The organism is Virgibacillus proomii (assembly GCF_900162615.1).
Taxonomy (GTDB): domain Bacteria; phylum Bacillota; class Bacilli; order Bacillales; family Amphibacillaceae; genus Virgibacillus; species Virgibacillus proomii.
The window spans coordinates 93,446-111,685 of sequence record NZ_FUFN01000008.1 but is presented as its reverse complement, the minus strand read 5'-3'; the positions used below and the strand labels follow the sequence as shown (position 1 = coordinate 111,685).

General features: G+C 35.2%; 19 protein-coding genes. 12 read left to right on the top strand and 7 right to left on the bottom strand.

The genetic code is table 11. The annotated features are described in order from the left end of the window. Positions 1–69: 69 nt before the first annotated feature. On the bottom strand, positions 70–945 hold the full coding sequence (locus BN1066_RS01465) for a DMT family transporter (protein WP_077317752.1): 876 nt from the start codon (positions 943–945) through the stop codon (positions 70–72). Between the two features lie 439 nt (positions 946–1,384). Between BN1066_RS01465 and BN1066_RS21395 the strand changes: the two genes are divergently transcribed. Then, positions 1,385–1,525, top strand: a complete 141-nt coding sequence (locus tag BN1066_RS21395; RefSeq protein WP_483887726.1) for a hypothetical protein — start codon at positions 1,385–1,387, stop codon at positions 1,523–1,525. A 627-nt stretch (positions 1,526–2,152) separates the two neighbouring features. On the opposite strand, the gene BN1066_RS01460 is transcribed toward BN1066_RS21395, so the two are convergent. Then, positions 2,153–3,073 (bottom strand): EamA family transporter, encoded by a 921-nt coding sequence (locus BN1066_RS01460; RefSeq protein WP_077317751.1) that lies wholly within the window; start codon positions 3,071–3,073, stop codon positions 2,153–2,155. 308 nt (positions 3,074–3,381) lie between these two features. Here BN1066_RS01460 and BN1066_RS01455 point away from each other — a divergent pair, with 308 nt between their 5' ends. The 10 genes from BN1066_RS01455 (at position 3,382) to trpA (ending at position 12,567) form a co-directional block, all read left to right on the top strand. Beyond that, the gene (locus tag BN1066_RS01455) at positions 3,382–3,735 is read left to right on the top strand and encodes a SpoIIAA family protein (RefSeq protein ID WP_077317750.1); all 354 of its coding nucleotides are present in this window, start codon (positions 3,382–3,384) and stop codon (positions 3,733–3,735) included. A 590-nt stretch (positions 3,736–4,325) separates the two neighbouring features. After that, positions 4,326–5,240 (top strand): peptidase U32 family protein, encoded by a 915-nt coding sequence (locus tag BN1066_RS01450; protein WP_077317749.1) that lies wholly within the window; start codon positions 4,326–4,328, stop codon positions 5,238–5,240. Between the two features lie 48 nt (positions 5,241–5,288). Further along, the gene (locus tag BN1066_RS01445; RefSeq protein ID WP_077317748.1) at positions 5,289–6,521 is read left to right on the top strand and encodes a peptidase U32 family protein; all 1,233 of its coding nucleotides are present in this window, start codon (positions 5,289–5,291) and stop codon (positions 6,519–6,521) included. 125 nt (positions 6,522–6,646) lie between these two features. Further along, positions 6,647–6,796, top strand: a complete 150-nt coding sequence (locus BN1066_RS19710) for a DUF2207 domain-containing protein (RefSeq protein WP_143695715.1) — start codon at positions 6,647–6,649, stop codon at positions 6,794–6,796. A gap of 32 nt (positions 6,797–6,828) precedes the next feature. Beyond that, complete coding sequence (locus BN1066_RS01440) at positions 6,829–7,068, top strand: hypothetical protein (RefSeq protein WP_077317747.1); 240 nt, start codon at positions 6,829–6,831, stop codon at positions 7,066–7,068. Between the two features lie 149 nt (positions 7,069–7,217). Then, the gene (locus BN1066_RS21090; RefSeq protein ID WP_179104259.1) at positions 7,218–7,364 is read left to right on the top strand and encodes a hypothetical protein; all 147 of its coding nucleotides are present in this window, start codon (positions 7,218–7,220) and stop codon (positions 7,362–7,364) included. Positions 7,365–8,059: 695 nt separating this feature from the next. Continuing rightward, positions 8,060–10,141 carry a BglG family transcription antiterminator gene (locus tag BN1066_RS01435; RefSeq protein ID WP_077317746.1) on the top strand — a complete coding sequence of 694 codons (2,082 nt, stop codon included), beginning with the start codon at positions 8,060–8,062 and terminating at the stop codon, positions 10,139–10,141. After that, positions 10,135–10,404 (top strand): PTS sugar transporter subunit IIB, encoded by a 270-nt coding sequence (locus BN1066_RS01430; protein WP_077317745.1) that lies wholly within the window; start codon positions 10,135–10,137, stop codon positions 10,402–10,404. The genes BN1066_RS01435 and BN1066_RS01430 overlap by 7 nt, the downstream gene beginning before the upstream one ends. A 188-nt stretch (positions 10,405–10,592) precedes the next feature. Then, on the top strand, positions 10,593–11,870 hold the full coding sequence (locus tag BN1066_RS01425) for a PTS ascorbate transporter subunit IIC (protein WP_077317744.1): 1,278 nt from the start codon (positions 10,593–10,595) through the stop codon (positions 11,868–11,870). Between the two features lie 4 nt (positions 11,871–11,874). Then, positions 11,875–12,567, top strand: a complete 693-nt coding sequence (gene trpA / locus BN1066_RS01420; protein ID WP_077317743.1) for a tryptophan synthase subunit alpha — start codon at positions 11,875–11,877, stop codon at positions 12,565–12,567. 140 nt (positions 12,568–12,707) lie between these two features. Here the strand turns inward: trpA and BN1066_RS01415 are convergent, their stop codons facing one another. The 5 genes from BN1066_RS01415 to BN1066_RS01395 all read right to left on the bottom strand — a co-directional run bounded on the left by BN1066_RS01415 (position 12,708) and on the right by BN1066_RS01395 (position 17,515). Beyond that, on the bottom strand, positions 12,708–13,613 hold the full coding sequence (locus BN1066_RS01415) for a PfkB family carbohydrate kinase (protein ID WP_077317742.1): 906 nt from the start codon (positions 13,611–13,613) through the stop codon (positions 12,708–12,710). Continuing rightward, positions 13,610–14,977: a purine-cytosine permease family protein gene (locus tag BN1066_RS01410; protein ID WP_077317741.1), complete on the bottom strand. Its 1,368-nt coding sequence runs from the start codon at positions 14,975–14,977 to the stop codon at positions 13,610–13,612. The genes BN1066_RS01415 and BN1066_RS01410 overlap by 4 nt, the downstream gene beginning before the upstream one ends. 18 nt (positions 14,978–14,995) lie before the next feature. Then, positions 14,996–15,985, bottom strand: coding sequence for an ADP-ribosylglycohydrolase family protein (locus BN1066_RS01405; RefSeq protein WP_077317740.1), 990 nt, complete (start codon positions 15,983–15,985; stop codon positions 14,996–14,998). 38 nt (positions 15,986–16,023) lie between these two features. Next, a complete protein-coding gene (locus tag BN1066_RS01400; protein WP_179104258.1) occupies positions 16,024–16,728 on the bottom strand; it encodes a GntR family transcriptional regulator in 705 nt (234 codons plus the stop codon). 394 nt (positions 16,729–17,122) lie between these two features. Next, positions 17,123–17,515 carry a helix-turn-helix domain-containing protein gene (locus BN1066_RS01395; protein WP_077317738.1) on the bottom strand — a complete coding sequence of 131 codons (393 nt, stop codon included), beginning with the start codon at positions 17,513–17,515 and terminating at the stop codon, positions 17,123–17,125. 278 nt (positions 17,516–17,793) lie between these two features. Between BN1066_RS01395 and BN1066_RS20420 the strand changes: the two genes are divergently transcribed. After that, positions 17,794–17,955, top strand: coding sequence for a hypothetical protein (locus BN1066_RS20420; RefSeq protein ID WP_218668059.1), 162 nt, complete (start codon positions 17,794–17,796; stop codon positions 17,953–17,955). Positions 17,956–18,240: the final 285 nt, after the last annotated feature.

The following is an 18,240-nucleotide window of genomic DNA, read 5'->3' as shown; positions in this document are numbered from 1 at the left end:
TTGCTTGCGTGTTTACTAGAAAAGAGGAAAAAACAGCAGAGCAAAACACCAGAATCGCCATAGGAACGATTACTGGTGTTTTTCTTTTTCTAATTGACTTACGTGATTGTTTTTCAAAAACATATAAAGAGAAGCCCCAAAGATAATAATATATCCCATTATGCTTAGCACATCAGGAATTTGTCCAAATAAAACAATACTAATAAGAGCTGAATAAATAACTGTGGAATAGAAAAAGATCGATATCTCTTTAGCTGGCGCGTATTTATAAGCAATGGTAATGCCAAATTGCCCCACTGTGGCAAAAATACCTGCGGCTAAAAGGTAAATCCATTGATGCCAAGACATTGGTTCGTAAAATATAATTACAAAAGGTAATAAAATCATCGTAGTAAAAAATGAAAAATAAAAGACAACTGTATAAAATTGTTCTTTTCTGCCTAATACTCGTAAAACAGTATAAGCACCTGCTGCAAACACAGCCGAGAAAAAACCAGCGATATAAGGGATGATGTCCAACGAAAAGACTGGTTTAATAATAAATAATGTACCAATAAACGCAATAGCAATGGATATTACCTGAAATGGTCGTGTCCTTTCCTTTAGGAATATAGCAGCAAACATAATTGTTAGAAATGGGCTCATTTTATTGAGCATATCCGCATCTGACAAGACCAGATGATCAATTGCGTAAAAGTTTAGAATTACTCCGATTGCCCCAAGGATTGACCGTAACAAAAGGTGTTTTTGATTTTCTTTCCTTCCAAAAAGTCGTGCTCCATAATATTTAACAAGACCGAATGCAATAATCATGGAAATAACATTACGAAATAATGTTTTCTGTATAGTAGGCACGTCCCCTGAAAGTTTGACAAATGCAGCCATCATTGAAAAACCAAATGCCGACAATAATAATAGAATAATTCCTTTATTTCGATTACTCATTTTGTCAACTCCAATAACTATGATGTTTGACATCGCTTTGTTTTAATAATGCTATTATTAGTAGTTCCAGGTAGGTATTGCAGAATAAGAAACTAAACATATAAACTATTTTTTAAAGTACCGCTTTTTCATTGTAATTTTGCTTTACATTCTTTTATAAATAGAACGTGATATGAGTGTACAAAGATATATTTTGTCATAAACAGGTGATGATGTCTACTAAAACGGGTTTGATTTAAGATGTTGAAAATATCGATGCACCAAGAAAGTGTGAATTTTTAGCCAGAATAGCGAATAAGGTATTGCATAAATTCGAAATTTTACTTAGTGAAGCGGACAGAAACGATTAAGCTTGGTAATGGGTGTATTCGGATACTGAAATGGGACCACTCGTTTCAAAAGAACAATTTAAACTGAATTTGCGGATGTGGAAACTGATATGCGAGTTGCCTGTGAAGAAATATTTGGACTTGTTGTAGCTGTTTTTCCTTTTGGCATAAAGGAAGAAGTAATCCGAGGGAGTATAATAGTGAATATGGTAGTAGTATGGAAGAAAACATTCGAACAGGACACCAAATAGCACGTAAATTAGTGCAGAGACAATATAGATCAATGATTGTAATCAAGAAAATCCTGTAGCCACGTTTGGCGGGTATAACAGTAGGTATTAAACGCTAAATGGGAATTTATGCATTGGTTAACTTACAATAATGAGGCTGGGACATAACGAAAACAGTTGATTAAAAAACGAACAATAAATCGTCCTTGTACTATAGTAAAGTATAAAATTTTAGGCTTTATCCCCCGTATGTAAGGTGCCGTAAGACTCCCACTTCAAAATCTTGAGTTGATACAAAAGGTCTAAGTGGGAGAAAACGGCACCTAAATGCCCGATTGGTTTAAGGGCCTTTAGGTCATACCCCCTGAGGTACTAACTTTCAGTAGGAGATGGAAGAAAACTCCTACTGAATGAAGTTTCACTTTATCGTATAAGAAAAACTATGGCTTTCGTTAAGGATTTGGCGATAAGCAAGTTTTTCTAAACACAAACTTATAAATGAATTGTTCGGTTTTTGCTATTTCGTATTAACTTTTGTCCCAGTCTCATTTCTTTTTATGGAATGAACTCAAAGTAGGCTTTTTAATACAATACCATTTCTCTTTTTAATCGAATTTTGTTTATGAAAGTTTGGGAAGTAGTTTTGAATTACCCTTTAGCTGGTGCACTAGCTCTTTTTCCTAACGCTACAATTATAATCATGCCGATGATACATGCACTGCCCAGCCATTGAAAATAGCCAAAAGGCTCTTTTAACCAATAGACGGTGGTGAGGACAGCTGCTAATGGTTCAATACTTCCTAATAGGCTTGTTTCTTTCGGAGTAAGTGTTTGTAAGCTCTCTATGTAGAACCAAAATGCGAGCATTGTGCCAAATATGATGACAAATAAGATATATAGATAAGCGTCTACCTTCAAACTTGTAAACTCAATATGCCATGGAGGGTGGAGGGTACTTAGCGAAATACCACCAATTATCATAGCCCAACCTACGACAACAAGGGAATCAAATTGTTTTAATAAATGCACTGCATATAACGTATAAAAAGCTAATGCTACACCTGATAAGATACCCCATACTATTGCGGGAATAGGTACAGATAATTGGTCGATGGAACCATTGGTCAGTATTAAAAAGCAGCCAACTAATGCAAGCAATACTGTAATGGCATCTTGCATAGTTAAACTGGTTTGCCTTCTTATCACATAATAAAGAATGATCATTACAGGTGCTAGATATTGTAAAAGTGTTGCAACAGCTGCATTTCCGTGATTAATAGAAGCCATATAAGTATATTGAACGGCAAGCATACCGAATAAACCAAAAGTTATTAATGAAAGAGCATTTCGTTTACTCTTCCAAATGAAGATAATTTGAGATCGATCTTTCAAGAAAAATTGAATGCTTAATAAAAGTATACCAGCAAAAAGTAAACGAGTAGATACGAGCCAATTTACTTCTATATGATACGCTTGAAATAAATATTGAGAGACAGTACCCCCTACACCCCAAAAAGAGGCCCCTGTTATAACTAAAAGCAAGCCTCTAATTTCAGCTGTCTGATTCATTTTTTATCTTTCCACCTTTAACGAAAACGAGTATAAATAGTCGAATCTATCATCTAAATACTATAAGAGAAGTCATGTTTTGGCAAACACGAACTGGTTTCTAATGGTAGAGCGCCAGTAGAAGCAATTTTAAGTGAAATGAGTAGCGTGTATGGTCTTTGGATAAAGTTTCGTTTTTTAACCAGATGTTTAAGGAAATAATGTGCTGGGAACAAAAATATAAGTGAGTGTTAAGCTTAGTTTAACAGAAGAATTAACTGTCTATCCCTCATCTCTTTTTTACAACTCTGTTATAGGAGGCGAAATGGATGATTAAAATGAAATCAGCTCCATTTGACAATGTTTTAAAAGTAGAGATTCAAGAAAAGGTTACAGGAGAAGATATTCACCAATTTAAAGAATTTTTTATGATGAAACGACAACAACATAGTAAGGTTACTATTTTACTTGTTATGGATGAAATGCAAGGTGTGACATTAAACGGAATTAAAGAAGAATTTAAACTAGGGAAATATGTAAAGGATATTAATAAAATTGCTATGGTTAGTGATGAAAAATGGATAAAAAAGAGTCTAAAGCTTGAAAGCCTAATACCAGAAATAGAAATAGAACACTTTCCAATAAAAAATAAATCCCAAGCAGAGCATTGGTTGGTAATATAAAAAGCATAAGTCAAACTGGCAATTCACAGCCAGCTTGACTTCGTTTACTAAGTATAGAGGTAAGATATATCTTAACGCCATTAATATCCCATACAATCCACTTCAATTTTATGTTATGATTATTTTGTACTTTTCCATGGGAGAAGTAAACTTCTGAGCTGGAATCAGTTAATTTAACATAAATGCTCATAAACGTGCTTTAGGATAAAAGTCTGTCTTTGTGTGAAGGCTTTTCAGGGAAAATAGTATTAGTAGATGGAATAGTTAATAAAATATGTTCAAAAAGCCTTGTAAAAGGGACGTTTCAAATGTTGACTTAGCAGAAAGTGAGAGTGTCGAAGTTGTAACAGGACGGTTTCGACTTCGACAGCAATACGCTTTACGAGAGAAAACGTGATTCTCTTTTTCAGGACAAGGAAAAACGTCGATAGCAAACATCGTTAATTTTCAGGGATAAGGCTTCCGTAGTCATTCAAGGATGCCCACGATTTTAGCCGTTCTCAGGTCTATCCCCCTCTTTTGGAACACGTATTTAAATTAGGAAAAATTGAAAAATTCCTCTATAAATTTATGTATAAGGATGGTTGTGAATGATTGAACTTATAGCTACAGCAGAATCGATAGAGCAAGCTGAAGCATTAATAAATGTTGGTATTGATACATTGTATGTTGGAGAAGATAGGTTTGGTTTACGGTTACCGGCCTCTTTTTCTCAAGCAGAGCTTAAGGAAATTACCGATCTTGCTCATCGGAATCAGAAAAAAGTTTGTGTCGCAATGAATGCAATTATGCATAATGATCGGATTAAATTGGTTCTTCCATACATGGAAATTTTACAGGACATTGGAGTAAATTCAATTACAGTAGGTGACCCTGGTGTTATTCATCTGTTAAAAACAAATCAATTGAATTTGTCGTACATTTATGACCCACATACGATGATTACTAGTGGGAAGCAGGTTAACTTTTGGGCAAATCGTGGAGCTGTTGGAACTGTGTTAGCTAGAGAATTGACGTATGAAGAATTAACAGCAATTGCAGCTGAAGCAATGGTGCCAGTCGAGGTTTTAGTTTATGGTGCAACATGTATTCACCATTCGAAGCGTCCATTAGTTACCAATTATTTTAATTTCACGAAAGTGCAGCGTACGGAGAATAACGACCTATATTTGTCTGAGCCTAAGAAACCCGATACACATTATTCCATTTATGAAGATACAAATGGAACGCATATTTTTAATACGGGCGATATTAATTTGTTGCCTCATTTAGAAACATTGTATCATGCTAATTTGAAGCGCTGGAAATTAGATGGCATTTTTACACCTAGGGAAAGCTTTGTTCAGATTGCAAGTCTTTTTATTAAAGCAAAAGAAGCATTAATAAACGATAACTGGTCATCGTCATTAATTGAATCTTTGAATGAACAAATCTGGAAGCTTCACCCACAGCAGCGAAGCTTAGATGAAGGCTTCTTTTTAAAAGATCCAGATGAAATTAAATAATAGTAGTTAAAATCTGTTTAAAGAGGAATGAAAGGTTAGGGGTAAGAAATGCAAAAAAATTTAAAAAAACCAGAAGTTTTAGCTCCGGCTGGAACGCTGGAAAAGTTAAGAACAGCCATTCATTATGGTGCCGATGCTGTTTATATTGGCGGAAATGCGTATGGCTTACGGAGTCGAGCAGGAAACTTTACTTATGAGGAGATGCAAGACGGGGTAAGATTTGCAAAAGAGCATCAAGCACATGTGTATGTTGCTGCCAATATGGTTGCTCATGAAGGAGATATGGAAGGAGCTGGTGATTTTTTTCGGAAGATCAGAGATATTGGTATTCGGGCGGTAATTGTATCAGATCCTGCTTTAATTGAAATTTGTATAACCGAAGCTCCCGGGTTGCCAATTCACTTATCCACCCAGTCATCGGCAACTAACTATGAAACGCTTAATTTTTGGAAAAATGAAGGATTAGAACGAGTGGTACTTGCAAGGGAAGTAAGCATGGAAGAAATTAAAGAAATAAGACAACATACAGATATAGAAATAGAGGCATTTATTCATGGAGCGATGTGTATTTCATATTCTGGCCGTTGCACATTGTCGAATCATATGTCAGCACGAGATGCAAATCGGGGGGGATGTTCCCAATCATGTCGTTGGAAATATGATTTGTTTGAAATGGACGTAACTGGGAAACGACAACCTGTTTATAGCGATGATGCTGATGAACCATTTTCCATGAGTGCGGTGGATATGTCGATGATCCATCATATTCCCGATTTTATCGAAAATGGTGTCGACAGCTTAAAAATAGAAGGTAGAATGAAGTCTATCCATTACGTTTCGACGGTATCGAATGTTTATCGCAGTATTGTAGATGCATATTGCAATGATCCGCATAACTTTGTATTTCAGCAAGCATGGGAAGACGAGTTGTGGAAAGTAGCTCAACGGGAACTAGCGACTGGTTTCTATTATGGGGTTCCCGATGAAAAACAGCAATTATTTGGTAAACGAAGAAAAATTCCTGTGTATAAATTTATCGGACAAGTTCTTGATTATGACGAAACAACAAAAATTGCGACCGTTCAACAGCGGAACAGTTTTTCGGTAGGGGATGAGGTTGAATTCTATGGTCCTGGATTCACTCATGTATATCAAAAAATAAATAAGATGTGGGATGAAAGTGGAGAACCAATTGAACGGGCTGCACATCCTATGATGATAGTAAAAATAGAAATGACAAAACCTGTAAAGGCTTTAGATATGATGCGGAAACGAAAATAACGGTTTGTATGAGCTTCTTAACTGTAATTTAAGATATGCACATGAACTTTTTTAGTTTCAGTGCTATAAGGAGGTAAATTTATGGTTAAGAAGCTCACCTGTTAGTTGCACTAGTAATCGGTATATTGATAATACCCATTCTAGTTTTTGCAGTAGATTATTCTATAGAGCAAAGTAAAATCGTTGCTTATTTACAGGAGGATGGAGAGGTGCTGGTAACTGAACAGGATACGTATCAGCTTGATGGTAAATTTAATGGAATTACCGTACCTTAATACCATTTTTGACATAGAGGCTTCAGACATGGATGAACATTAGAAGTAGCAACGGAGAAGATGAAGAAAAGATGGAAACAGGCGGAGTGGTTTATGTTTCGATGGGATTTGTCAATAGTGGAGAAGATGGTAATATTCTTGTTGCTTATGATAGAGTGCTTTTTCCCAGTGTTTCGATAATTGAAAACAAGTCCATGCGTGAAAATCTACTGACTATAAAGCGAGAAGTAGTTGCTAAAGAAAGCGTTTTTGGTAAAAGACAATCCGTTTAACATAACGGTTATGATGATTTTCTTAACGACAACGCGTGACTCTACGTCTTAATTGCATCGTATACAAGTACAGATAATATGAGTAAATTTGTGCCTTCTAAATATTTACGAATTATCGTGGTGGCAGTAATTACTGGACTACATTCATTATGATGCGGATGGGTGGATTGCCTCCATTAGAAATAGTTTCCGGGCTGATGGGAATTCCTATTATCATTGTCCAATTTTTAGCGATCTTTGCAGTTCAGAAGATGATTGACAAAGATAAAGCATGGAGAACGAATATACGAAATTGAATGAGTTACGATAAATATGTACTATTGAACAAAGCTTTAGCAGATAAAATGGTTAAACAAAGAATGTAATTGGCATGCATGAATAAAATAGATAAGTGATAAATCCCCCTGCTCAAAGGGGGATTTTTTTATGATCTTTTATTTACGGTTCTTTTATCTCGCATTTAAGATTCTGTAAGACTTTCAATAGATATACGGAATATGGAGAAATCTAAGTGGGAAATAGCGGTATTTAAACGGATTCAATGGGACTAGAAGAAACTACTCGAACAGGCATCGCAATTTTTCAAGGACTAGGAAAACTACGTCAGCGATACATCGCGGTTTTCATGGTTGCCTGAGATTTTAGCTCTTGTTCCACTATAGGAAAGTATAAAACTGTAGGCTTTGTAGTATAAGAAAAGCTACAGCTTTCGCTAAAGACTTGGCGAAAAAGCTAAGTTTTTCTAATACTTTTATCAACGGGGAATGAAGTTTCGCATTATAGGAAGTAGGAATACCTTATTTGGATAAACTACACAAATAAATAAAACTTGTTATATGAGAATAAAGCTAGCAGATAGTTTCTTTATTATATAACAAATTGCAATTCGCGTTTGAAACAGATTCATAAATAATTGCAAGTTAACCTGCAATTATTTGGTCTTGGTACCGTTTTACATAGGAACTTATAATGAAGATGAGGTGGAGATAAGATGAATAGTCGAGCTAGAGATCTTATGCTGTTGTTAATGGAAAATGATCAATTTTTTACGATCAACGAACTTTCTGACCATTTTTCAGTTAGTGAGCGTACAATTTACAATGATTTGATGGAAATAGACGATTTTTTTAATAAACATTCCTTTTCGCCATTGCAACGTCAAAAAGGAGCCGGCATCCGGGTAGAGCTTCATAAGCTTGAACAGCAAAAGGTAAAAGATCTTCTTGACCTTGAAGAATTCAGCTATCACACTCCGGAAGAACGAAAATATCACGCATTGCACTATTTGCTCATTCAGCATGGATATGTAACGATAGATCAACTATCGAACTTTTTAAAAGTTTCCAGAAATACAGTCATTAATGATATGAAACTGTGGAAAAAATGGCTCATTTCTCATCAATTATCACTAATGTCCTATCCATATAAAGGTTTAAAGATAGAAGGAACCGAATTAGCTATCCGAAAAGCATTATTAGCGCTTTTTCGAGAGGAAAAAAGAAATCGCATTCAGATCTCTAATACAAAGCAATCCATTCTCCATGAGTTTCTTTCTTCTGAGGACATTGACCATCTTATTCATATTATTGGAATGGCAGAAAGAGAACTTCAAATTATCATTTCTGATCATTCCTATTTTAGAGTCATGCTTCATCTCGGTCTTGCAATTACACGTGTAAAACAGGAAAAAATGTTAGAAAAAGGAGCTGCGGCAGATAGTGTTCGGGAAACAAGGGAATACGAAGTTGCCTGTTTCCTAAAAGAAGAAATAGATCGTCTTTTCCATATTAATTTTCCTGAGAATGAAGTTCTATACTTTGCTGCTCAACTTGTCAGCAGTAGTTTGCAGGATGCAAAGCAATATGGAAATATAAACGATCAGTGGTTACCTTTACAAATGGTTACCAGAGAGTTTATAAAACAACTGGAAGAGTCATTTCAGATGCCATTAATGAAAGATGCACAATTATTTAATGGGTTACTTGCCCATTTGCGACCTGCATTGTATCGAATTAGAAATGGGACAACAATCGCTAATCCAGTATTGGATGAGATTAAAGAAAATTATAGTTATATTCACCAGCATGTCTTGAAAGCAATTCATGTTATCGAAATGAAACTAAGTATTGTTTTCAATGAAGACGAAGCTTCATTCATTACGATGTATGTCACTGCTGCTTTGGAGAGACAAAAAAAGAGTATACGCAGAAAACCGGTTGTGATCATTGTTTGTGATACAGGTATGAGTACATCCCAAATGTTAGCAACTCAATTAAAGAACTTATTTCATCTCCGTGTATTCGGTTCTTTTCCGGCAAGACAGGCCAATGAAATTGTACAGACTGAATTAATTGATTTAGTAATTACGACAGTCCCGCTAGAAATGAATGAGACACAGGTTGTAACTGTTAATCCTGTACTATCTAAAGAAGATATACAAAAGTTAACATTGATGCTTGAAAAGTTAGAAGGAGAAGAGTTACTTGTGTTGGATATTCTTCATATTATTTATCCCTATTGTACCATTCATGATCCAGTAGCACTTCATAATAAATTACAGAATTATTTTCAGCATGATGCAACGAATTTGCCAAAAATAGAGAGGAGTACAAATCCTGTGTTAATAGAAGTACTAAATGAGAAGTTAATTATGACACAAGCAGAACTGAAAGATAGAGATAGTGCTGTTAGGTGTAGTGGGGAAATACTTTTGAAAAATAATCTTATTGAACAAACATATATCCAGGCTATGATTGATAACGTCCACGAAAATGGCACATATATTGTCATTGCACCTGGTATAGCAATGCCTCACGCAAGACCAGAGTATGGAGCAAAGGATATTGGTTTTAGCATCGTTACATTGAAGGAACCAATTGAATTTGGTCATCGAACCAATGATCCGGTTAAAATTGTTATCGGATTTTGTGCTATAGATCATGAAACCCATTTAACTGCATTATCTGAGTTAGTTGGAGTATTAAATCAAGAAGATAAATTAGCTGCAATTTTAAATGCAAAAACACCGAAGGAAATTATGAAAATATTTCAAAGGGAGGGTAAACAATGTTAAATATTGTTACAGTTTGTGGAGCAGGTGTAGGAAGTAGCATGATGCTTAGAGTTTTTGCACAACAGGTGTTAGCTGAAGAAGGGATTCAAGCAAATGTAGAGGCTTCAGATATTGGCTCTGTTAGCGCAGATAATTATGATGTTGTCATTACTACCTCAGATTTTGCAGATATTTTACGGCACTCCAAAGCAAAAATAGTGAGAATTGACAATATGATGGATAAAGAGTTGTTAAGAACTGAATTATTAAAAGTAATTCGATAAATATATGCAGGCGTGAAGATTAGATCAACATTTATGTACAAACAGTAATTATTGGAGTAACTCATGCACGCTATAGGTTACTCCAGATATTTTCAAGGTTAGGACATCCAGTTGTTTTAATAACTATCAAACTCTTTAAAATAACAATTCATTCATGCATTTGAATACGATCTAAGGAGAGAGCAACTATGGATTTTATCATGTATCTGATTGATAATGTTTTCAGTCAGGCAGTATTTGTAATCGGTATAGTTGTACTTATCGGGCTGTTGGCACAAAGAAAAAGCTTTGATTCAATAGTTTCAAGTACTGCTAAAACAATGATTGGCTTTTTACTCATTAATACTGGGGCGCAATCATTAGGAATTTCATTGCTTCCATTACAGCCAATGCTAAGTAAAGTTTTTCACCTGAATGCAGAAATTCCAACACTTGCAGAGGCACAAACAGAAAGCTTTGTGGAAATAGGAACAGAAATGGCATTAATATTTGCATTAGGATTTATTATCCATATTTTATTTGCCAGATTAACACCATTTAAATATGTGCATTTGTCTGCTCACGTATCCTTTTTTTACGCAGGATTAATTGCTGCCCTACTAAAATTTGGTACAAATATGGGATTTATCCCACTAGTATTAACAGGTTCCTTTATTTTAGGGTTTTATTTAACTTTCACCTGTTCTTATGTTGCACCCCTTATGAAGAATGTAAAAGGTGGGGAGGGGTTTACGCTTGGTCATTCCAGTTCTAGTGGGGTTTGGATAGCAGCAAAACTTGGTGGATTATTAGGAAATAAAGAGCGTGATTTGGAAGACATTAAAATTCCAAAGCGTTTAAACTTTCTTCGCGAAATGACGATTGCGCTTACAATTATCATGTTTTTGTTATTCCTTATTGTATCTTTTATAGCTGGTCCGAGCTGGGTTACCAATAATATTAGTGAAGGAAGAGATGTCTTTACATTTTCTTTATTGAACGGTTTACAATTTGGTCTGTGGATTACAGTAATACTGTCCGGCGTACGAATGCTCTTAGCAGAAATAATTCCTGCATTTCATGGTATCGCTGATAAAGTTATACCAAATGCAAAGCCAGGATTAGACGTACCTCTATTATTTCCAAATTATCCAACGTCAGTAATTGTAGGGTTTTTAACAAGTTTAATTGCAGGCTTTGTTGGTATGGTCTTTTTAGCAATGATTGATTATCCAATTGCAGTTTTTCCTGCTCTTATTCCTACTTTCTTTACGGGAGCTGTAACAGCTATTTTTGGTAACTCCACCGGGGGTGTACGTGGGGCATTAATCGGCTCTTTCACCAATGGTTTCATTTTGATTATTGGACAAGCACTTTTACTACCGTACATTGGATCCTATGCTTCGATTATGCGGATTCTTAGTGAAACAGACTACGCCTTATATGGCCCGTTATTAGGACTGTTGCTTAAATTGATTGGAGGATAAGGATATGAAACAACTTGCACTTTACTTGCCTTGTTGTTACCCAAATGAACATCAATTTTTTTCCATTCTTGATATAATGGAAAAATATCATGTCGATGTACTTGAATTAGGTATACCAGTAGCCAATGCTCATATGGATGGAAAAATTATTCAAAATAGCCATAAACAAGTATTGCAACAGGGTTTTAATAAAGTATATTTAAACAAAATATTACAGCAAATACGAGAAAAATATTCATTTAAGATAGTTTTAATGACATATAAGGACGGCTTGGACAAATACCATTTACTGGATGAGAAAATGGATTATGATGGGCTGCTTTGTGTTGATAGAATGATTACGTTAAATGACTTTCCATCCCCAATTCAGCTGTACAATGAGAACATTTCCAATATTACTTTACAGGAAAAGTTGAAAAATAATCGTCTGTTTGCTTATTGTATGAGTGGGGTTGGAAAAACAGGGAGCTTTGATCATGTCCCTACTAATTATATAGAGACAATGCAACGGATTAGAAAGCATAGCGACCTACCTATTTATGTCGGTTTTGGGATTAAAGAAAGAAAAGACGTAGCTGAGGTTTTTAAAAACGGTGCTGATGGAGCTATAATTGGCTCCTACTTTGTTAATAAAGTCAAAACATCCACCTTAGAAGAAGTTGCAGCTTATATAAAGGATTTAAAAAGTATAGATTGAGGATAAATTTGTGTGATTTACTTGAATATGTTTTTTTACAGAGCGAAAAGCTTGAGTAATAATGGGAATACAATGAATTGTAGATTTTAATTAACAACAAACATCCTACTGTTAAATTAGCAGGATGTTTGTTTTCGTTTTTAAAGTATATTTGCCAAGTTACAGCCGGATTGCTGAACGATTTTTTCGGAGGTACGGTTACCTAATTGACATGCTTCCTCAAGGGTTAACCCTTGAGCTAAACCGCTGATAAAAGCACCTGTATGGGAATCACCTGCACCAATGGTATCAACTACTTTCACTGATTTAGCTGGAATGATTCCAGAGCGGTCCTTGTCTAGGTAGAAACAGCCTTCTGCTCCCATTGTTATGACAACTGCTTCTTTGGTTTTTTGATATAGGAAAGTTGCACCTTCTTCCACCGTCTTAACAGACATAAGCTCCTTTAATTCGCTTAAGTTACAATGCACAATTGTATTTGCAGTTAAAATGGTCTCCAATACAGCTTTATTTAAATAAGCGATGCGCGGACCAGGATCAAAAATGATTTTGGCGTGGTTTGCTTTATTTTGCATGATTTCCTGAATTAATACTTCACCAGAGGTTCCCTCCAGTTCATATCCTGACAAATAAATATAATCATAATCCGCTAGATGAATACATTGAAACCATTCATGTCGCCATTCTGTTTCCAAGCCGGGGATAGTAAGAAAGGTACGTTCTCCATCCGGTTCCACAAATGAAATATTCCACCCATTGTCCTTAGACGTGTCCTCTAAAATAATCGGTATTTGCTGCTTTTCTAAATGTGTACGAATAATATGAGCATGCGGACCAATACCAACTGGAACAAATAAATCATGATTTATACCAAAGTGGTTTATTACTTGTTGTACATTATAAGCACAGCCGCCAACCATCGTTTCTACATGCTTCCCGTAAATGTCTTCACCTGTTTTTGGTAATTGGTTTACATGAACGATCATATCGATTACTGCAGCTCCAATAATTAAGACATGTTTATTTGCTGTTTGTTCCAGTTTCATTTATTTTCCCTCCGATCACTCATAAATGGATGGATAAGAACATAGGCGATATAGCCACAGGCAAAGGCAAGTAATAATCCTAAACTATTGTCTCGAAAAATACCCCCAGCAAATGGGCCGCTAAAAAAGTCGGTGTTAGTAAATAGAAACCCGATAATTACACCAATGGACCAGCTTATAATTCCGGTTTTGTTAAAAGAATGTGATCCTTTGGGTTCTAATAGCTTTAGATCATATCCGGATTTTCGATTGAAGTAGTAATCAGCTATAAAAACAGCTGCCCAGGAAGCGATTCCAATTCCGAGTAATCCAAGAAATAATTGAAAATTATATAGAAAGTCTTGTGAAATAAAGAGCACATAAACAGGGATTAGGATCATGATTGCACCATGAATCATTAATGATCCTCGATTTGATACTTGTATATTTAACGTCTCTAAATTTACTCTTGCTGATTTTAAGCTAATAATACACTGTGGGATTAATCCACCTACTGCAGTTATAAAATAAAATACTGAAATCCATGATGGAAGAGCATGAGCAATTACATCAATTGGATTTGCTGACGTTGCAATATTTGGTAAAGAAGTGCTTAATAATATACCAACAAACATAATTACAAATAAAGGAATAATAGCCCCAAATAATACACTAAACATAATCGCATTATTTTTATTGGTTGGTACCTGATAAGCACTGTAATCTGCTCCAGCAATCGACCAGCTAATTCCGGTCCCCGCCATAATGATAGACACAGCTGGAAGGAATCCTTTTAACCAACTTCCATTTGGCATAGAAAATAGTTGTTGAAAGTCAGTCTGTGGAATAAGAATAACTAAGATAATCAGCGTCAGTCCGCCAAAAACATATGTGAAAAATGTTTGTAATTTAGCTAATTGCTGTTGATCCAATAAGCCAGAAAGTAAAACTAATGTTGCAAAAATAAGCAAGCAAATCAATGTGATGGTACTATTTTGGTCAATATGAAAAATAGTAGCTAAGGAAAGCAAAATCAGGGTGCCCGTAACGACATTAACAGATAGCCATCCAACTAAATTCAACCATCCTAGAAAATTAGGAATCCAGTTTCCTTTTGTTCCAAAGGCTGCTCTTGATAACATAAACGTGGTAATACCATTTTTCTTCCCAATCACACTAATATAGCCAACAAGAACGAAGGAAAGTGCGGCAATCAGGGCAGCTAAGGTCGATTGAATAAAGCTTAATTGAAAACCAACAATCATTGCGCCATATACAACACCTAAAATACCAATGTTTGCAGCAAACCAAATGAAAAACAAATCGTTCGGTTTGCCAATTCTTTCTTCTGAAGGAACGGTAATCATGTTCTTGTTTTCAGTCATTTTTAATATCCTCCTTGGTTAATTTTTCCGGTAGTGCAGTAAAGCTTGTGCATAGTGATTAAAATCAACCTTATTATTATCATGAATGGTTTGGAGATAGCTTGGATCCATTTCATCGGCACCTTGTTTTGCTCCACAAATGGCAGTTGCCATCGCTCCAATTGTATCTGTGTCTCCTCCTAAATTGGCAGCTAAGATTGCACAACGCTCTACAGTTTTTGCATAATAAGCAATACTTAATGCAGTTGGTACAGATTCACTTGTTGATACGCCGGCACCAATAACCTGATAAATATGATTGGAAAACGCTTCTTCATCATTTGAGAATTTATGAGCATATTCGAGTCCAAGCTCTAAACGTGCCTTTAGTGACGGACTAAAGGTTTCAGCACCATAAGCAAGTGCTTTGTCATGAATATTCATCGTATCTGTTACTATTTCTTCCCATGTTTTTTTCTCCATGGCTGAACTGACGGCTCCTGCAATCATTGCAGCTCCTGTAATAGCAACATCGGATGCATGGGTTACTTTGCTAACTCGCCATACATAATTAATTAATGCATCGGATTGATTGGAGTTAAATAAGCATCCAATTGGTGCAATTCGCATTGCTGCACCATTTGTTACAGCGTTTGCTGTGATTTCGGATGCATCCTTACCGTTTTTAACCGCTAGAAGAGCGGCTTTTGAGCTTGGCCCGAGAATTTCATTATCAAATGCGTGGATTTCTTCTGCCCATTCAATCAACTTTTCAGCAATTACTTGGTCCTTTGGCTCAAAATCAGTTTCCATTAAAGCATTTAAAATGATGAGTGCTTGAGTTGTATCGTCGGTATACTGGCCTTTTGAAAAGTGTTTGGCAACATCATTTGATTTTGGGCCGTCTAAAAAGGTTTCAATTTTCCCGAAATATGCTTTTACTTTTCTTCGGCTCCAAAGTTCAGACGGCATTCCCATAGCATCTCCAATTGCTAGTCCATAAAGTGTTCCTAAGATTTGATTTTTCATGGTTGTCCTCCTTGATATCTATTATTCTTTAAACAGCCTTAAATATTTATAACTACATTAAAATCAGCATGATCACTATAGATAACATTCACTTTTTCAATTGCTCTTCCATGTTGATCGAAAACAGTTCCTTGAACATTTAGTAAAGGGGAGGAGGAAGTCATTTTGAAATAATTCATCAGTTTTTCATTTGCGTGAATCGCTTTCACATGAAGACGTGCATAATTCGGTTTTGTATCAAAGTTCTTTTCTAATGTGTCATACAATGATAATTTAGAAAAATCATATTTATCTAGCGTAGGAAACATTTCTAAATTTAAAATGGACGTATCTAACGTCATCCATTCTTGCTTGTCTTGCTTTTGAAAACCACGTAGGCGAATTAACTTTAAGTAATTCTTTTGCTTTTTAGTGATGATTTCATGCTTCATAACTTTTGTAATTGGCCGTTGATTCGTTTTCTTTGCATAAGCTGAAAAACCACTGAAATTCCAAACGTTTTCCCGAACCTTCCTCAAGCGGACATATGTCCCCTTGCCATGAATTCTTTCGATAATACCTTCATTGCTTAGCTCAGATAGAGATCGCTGGATCGTAGTACGAGTAACTTTATATTGTTCAACTAATTCATTTTCAGAAGGAAGACGATCTCCGTTTTGATATTTTCCTGATAATATTTGTGATTTTAAGTCTTCACAAATTTGTAAATAAATGGGAACAAAGCTTGTCTTATCAATAGCCAATGTAATCAACCTCCAACTGTATTTCCTTTTTCTATTTTGCTCAAGTGTTCATGCAAATGAAAGCCAAACTTGTATACTTGAGTAGACAAGTTTAGTAAGGTGAAATCGATTTCAAATTCATCATAGTCCTACTTACTTAATATGTCAATGAATTATTTATTTTGTATGTTATTGCTTTAAACTAACCATTAAGTAATTATTCCAGATTTAGGGATCGTTAAATACGGGGGCATTATATAGGCATTAATCTGTCTAGGGAGATTATTTTTAAAATCTAAAACTAGTATAGAAATGCAGTAACTTGTTAGTTTGAGAGCGTAGATAATTTTTTATATTAAGCTGGCTAAGCTAAGGGAGAAAGCCAGCTTTCTAGAACAGAAGTGCATTTTCATGTTTACTGTTGGTTCTTATTTTCGATAAAAAGTTCATTTCTAATAAATTTCCAACACCTTTGAAGCCTTTCAACATTTTTTGGATCTTCCCCAAGCTCCTGTAAAAGCTCTAAATCCTTCATGTTTTTCACAACGTTCATTTCTTCATTTGTAAGTGTTAATTGATCATTGAATTCATAGTTCGTACTAGCTGTGTTTGTTAAACCAAGTAAATAGTCAGTCGACACGCCAAATGTTTCGGCTACTTTCTTTAACGTTTCTAAAGAGGGTTCATTTCTACCTTGTTCATAGTAACCATAAGCACTTGTGCTCATATTTAGAATGCTTGCTAATTCTTGTTGCAGATATCCGTGTTCAATTCTTAAGTCCTTCAAACGTTCTTGAAAAGTATGCATTCCATTCGATCCTCTCACATGATTTAAGGAAAGTATAAAATATCATCTTCATTATTTTTGTATATCCAACAAAAAATATTATTATCTATTTATAAACAACAAAATATTGTTTTTAATGACGATAATTAGAAAAAGTTAGAAGGAGAAACTTATACGTTTAATTATGAAGGCTATTTCTTGATTGGAAATACGTAAAGGGTAAATAGGATAATTGCTTCAATCAGATATGCCAATTAATAAAAGGTAGAATTGTTGGCATATAGTTTGGAACAAGCAGTGTGAGAGCTGGAAATCCAACAATAGCTGAAGTAGATATTAGAAACAGTGTAAAAGTAGTAGCGTGGAATCCTAAAAAATTGAAGGCAGTTCAGGCTGAGGGGGAAGGAATACTTTCCAGTAAGGTTTTTTTAGGTCAACCTGAAGATTTATTAAGATCTTGAAAATGTATTATTATTAATGCTGATCTGAATAAAGAATTTCTCCATAATTCAGTAGATCTTTTTGGAGAATTTGAGTGTAATAGAGGAACAGATTCCAGAAAGGACAAAAGGCTTTTCGCTTGATACAGTATTTGACAATATGGATCTTAGTATTTTCATCCAGGTACGGAAAAGTATTAGTTCTTTCTTAATGATGCTATAATAGAAAGAAATATAAAGAGAGCTTTGTTCAGTTGGGCTTTTCCTTGATTCTTACTGATAGCAGTAGAACAAAGGCTGAAATCT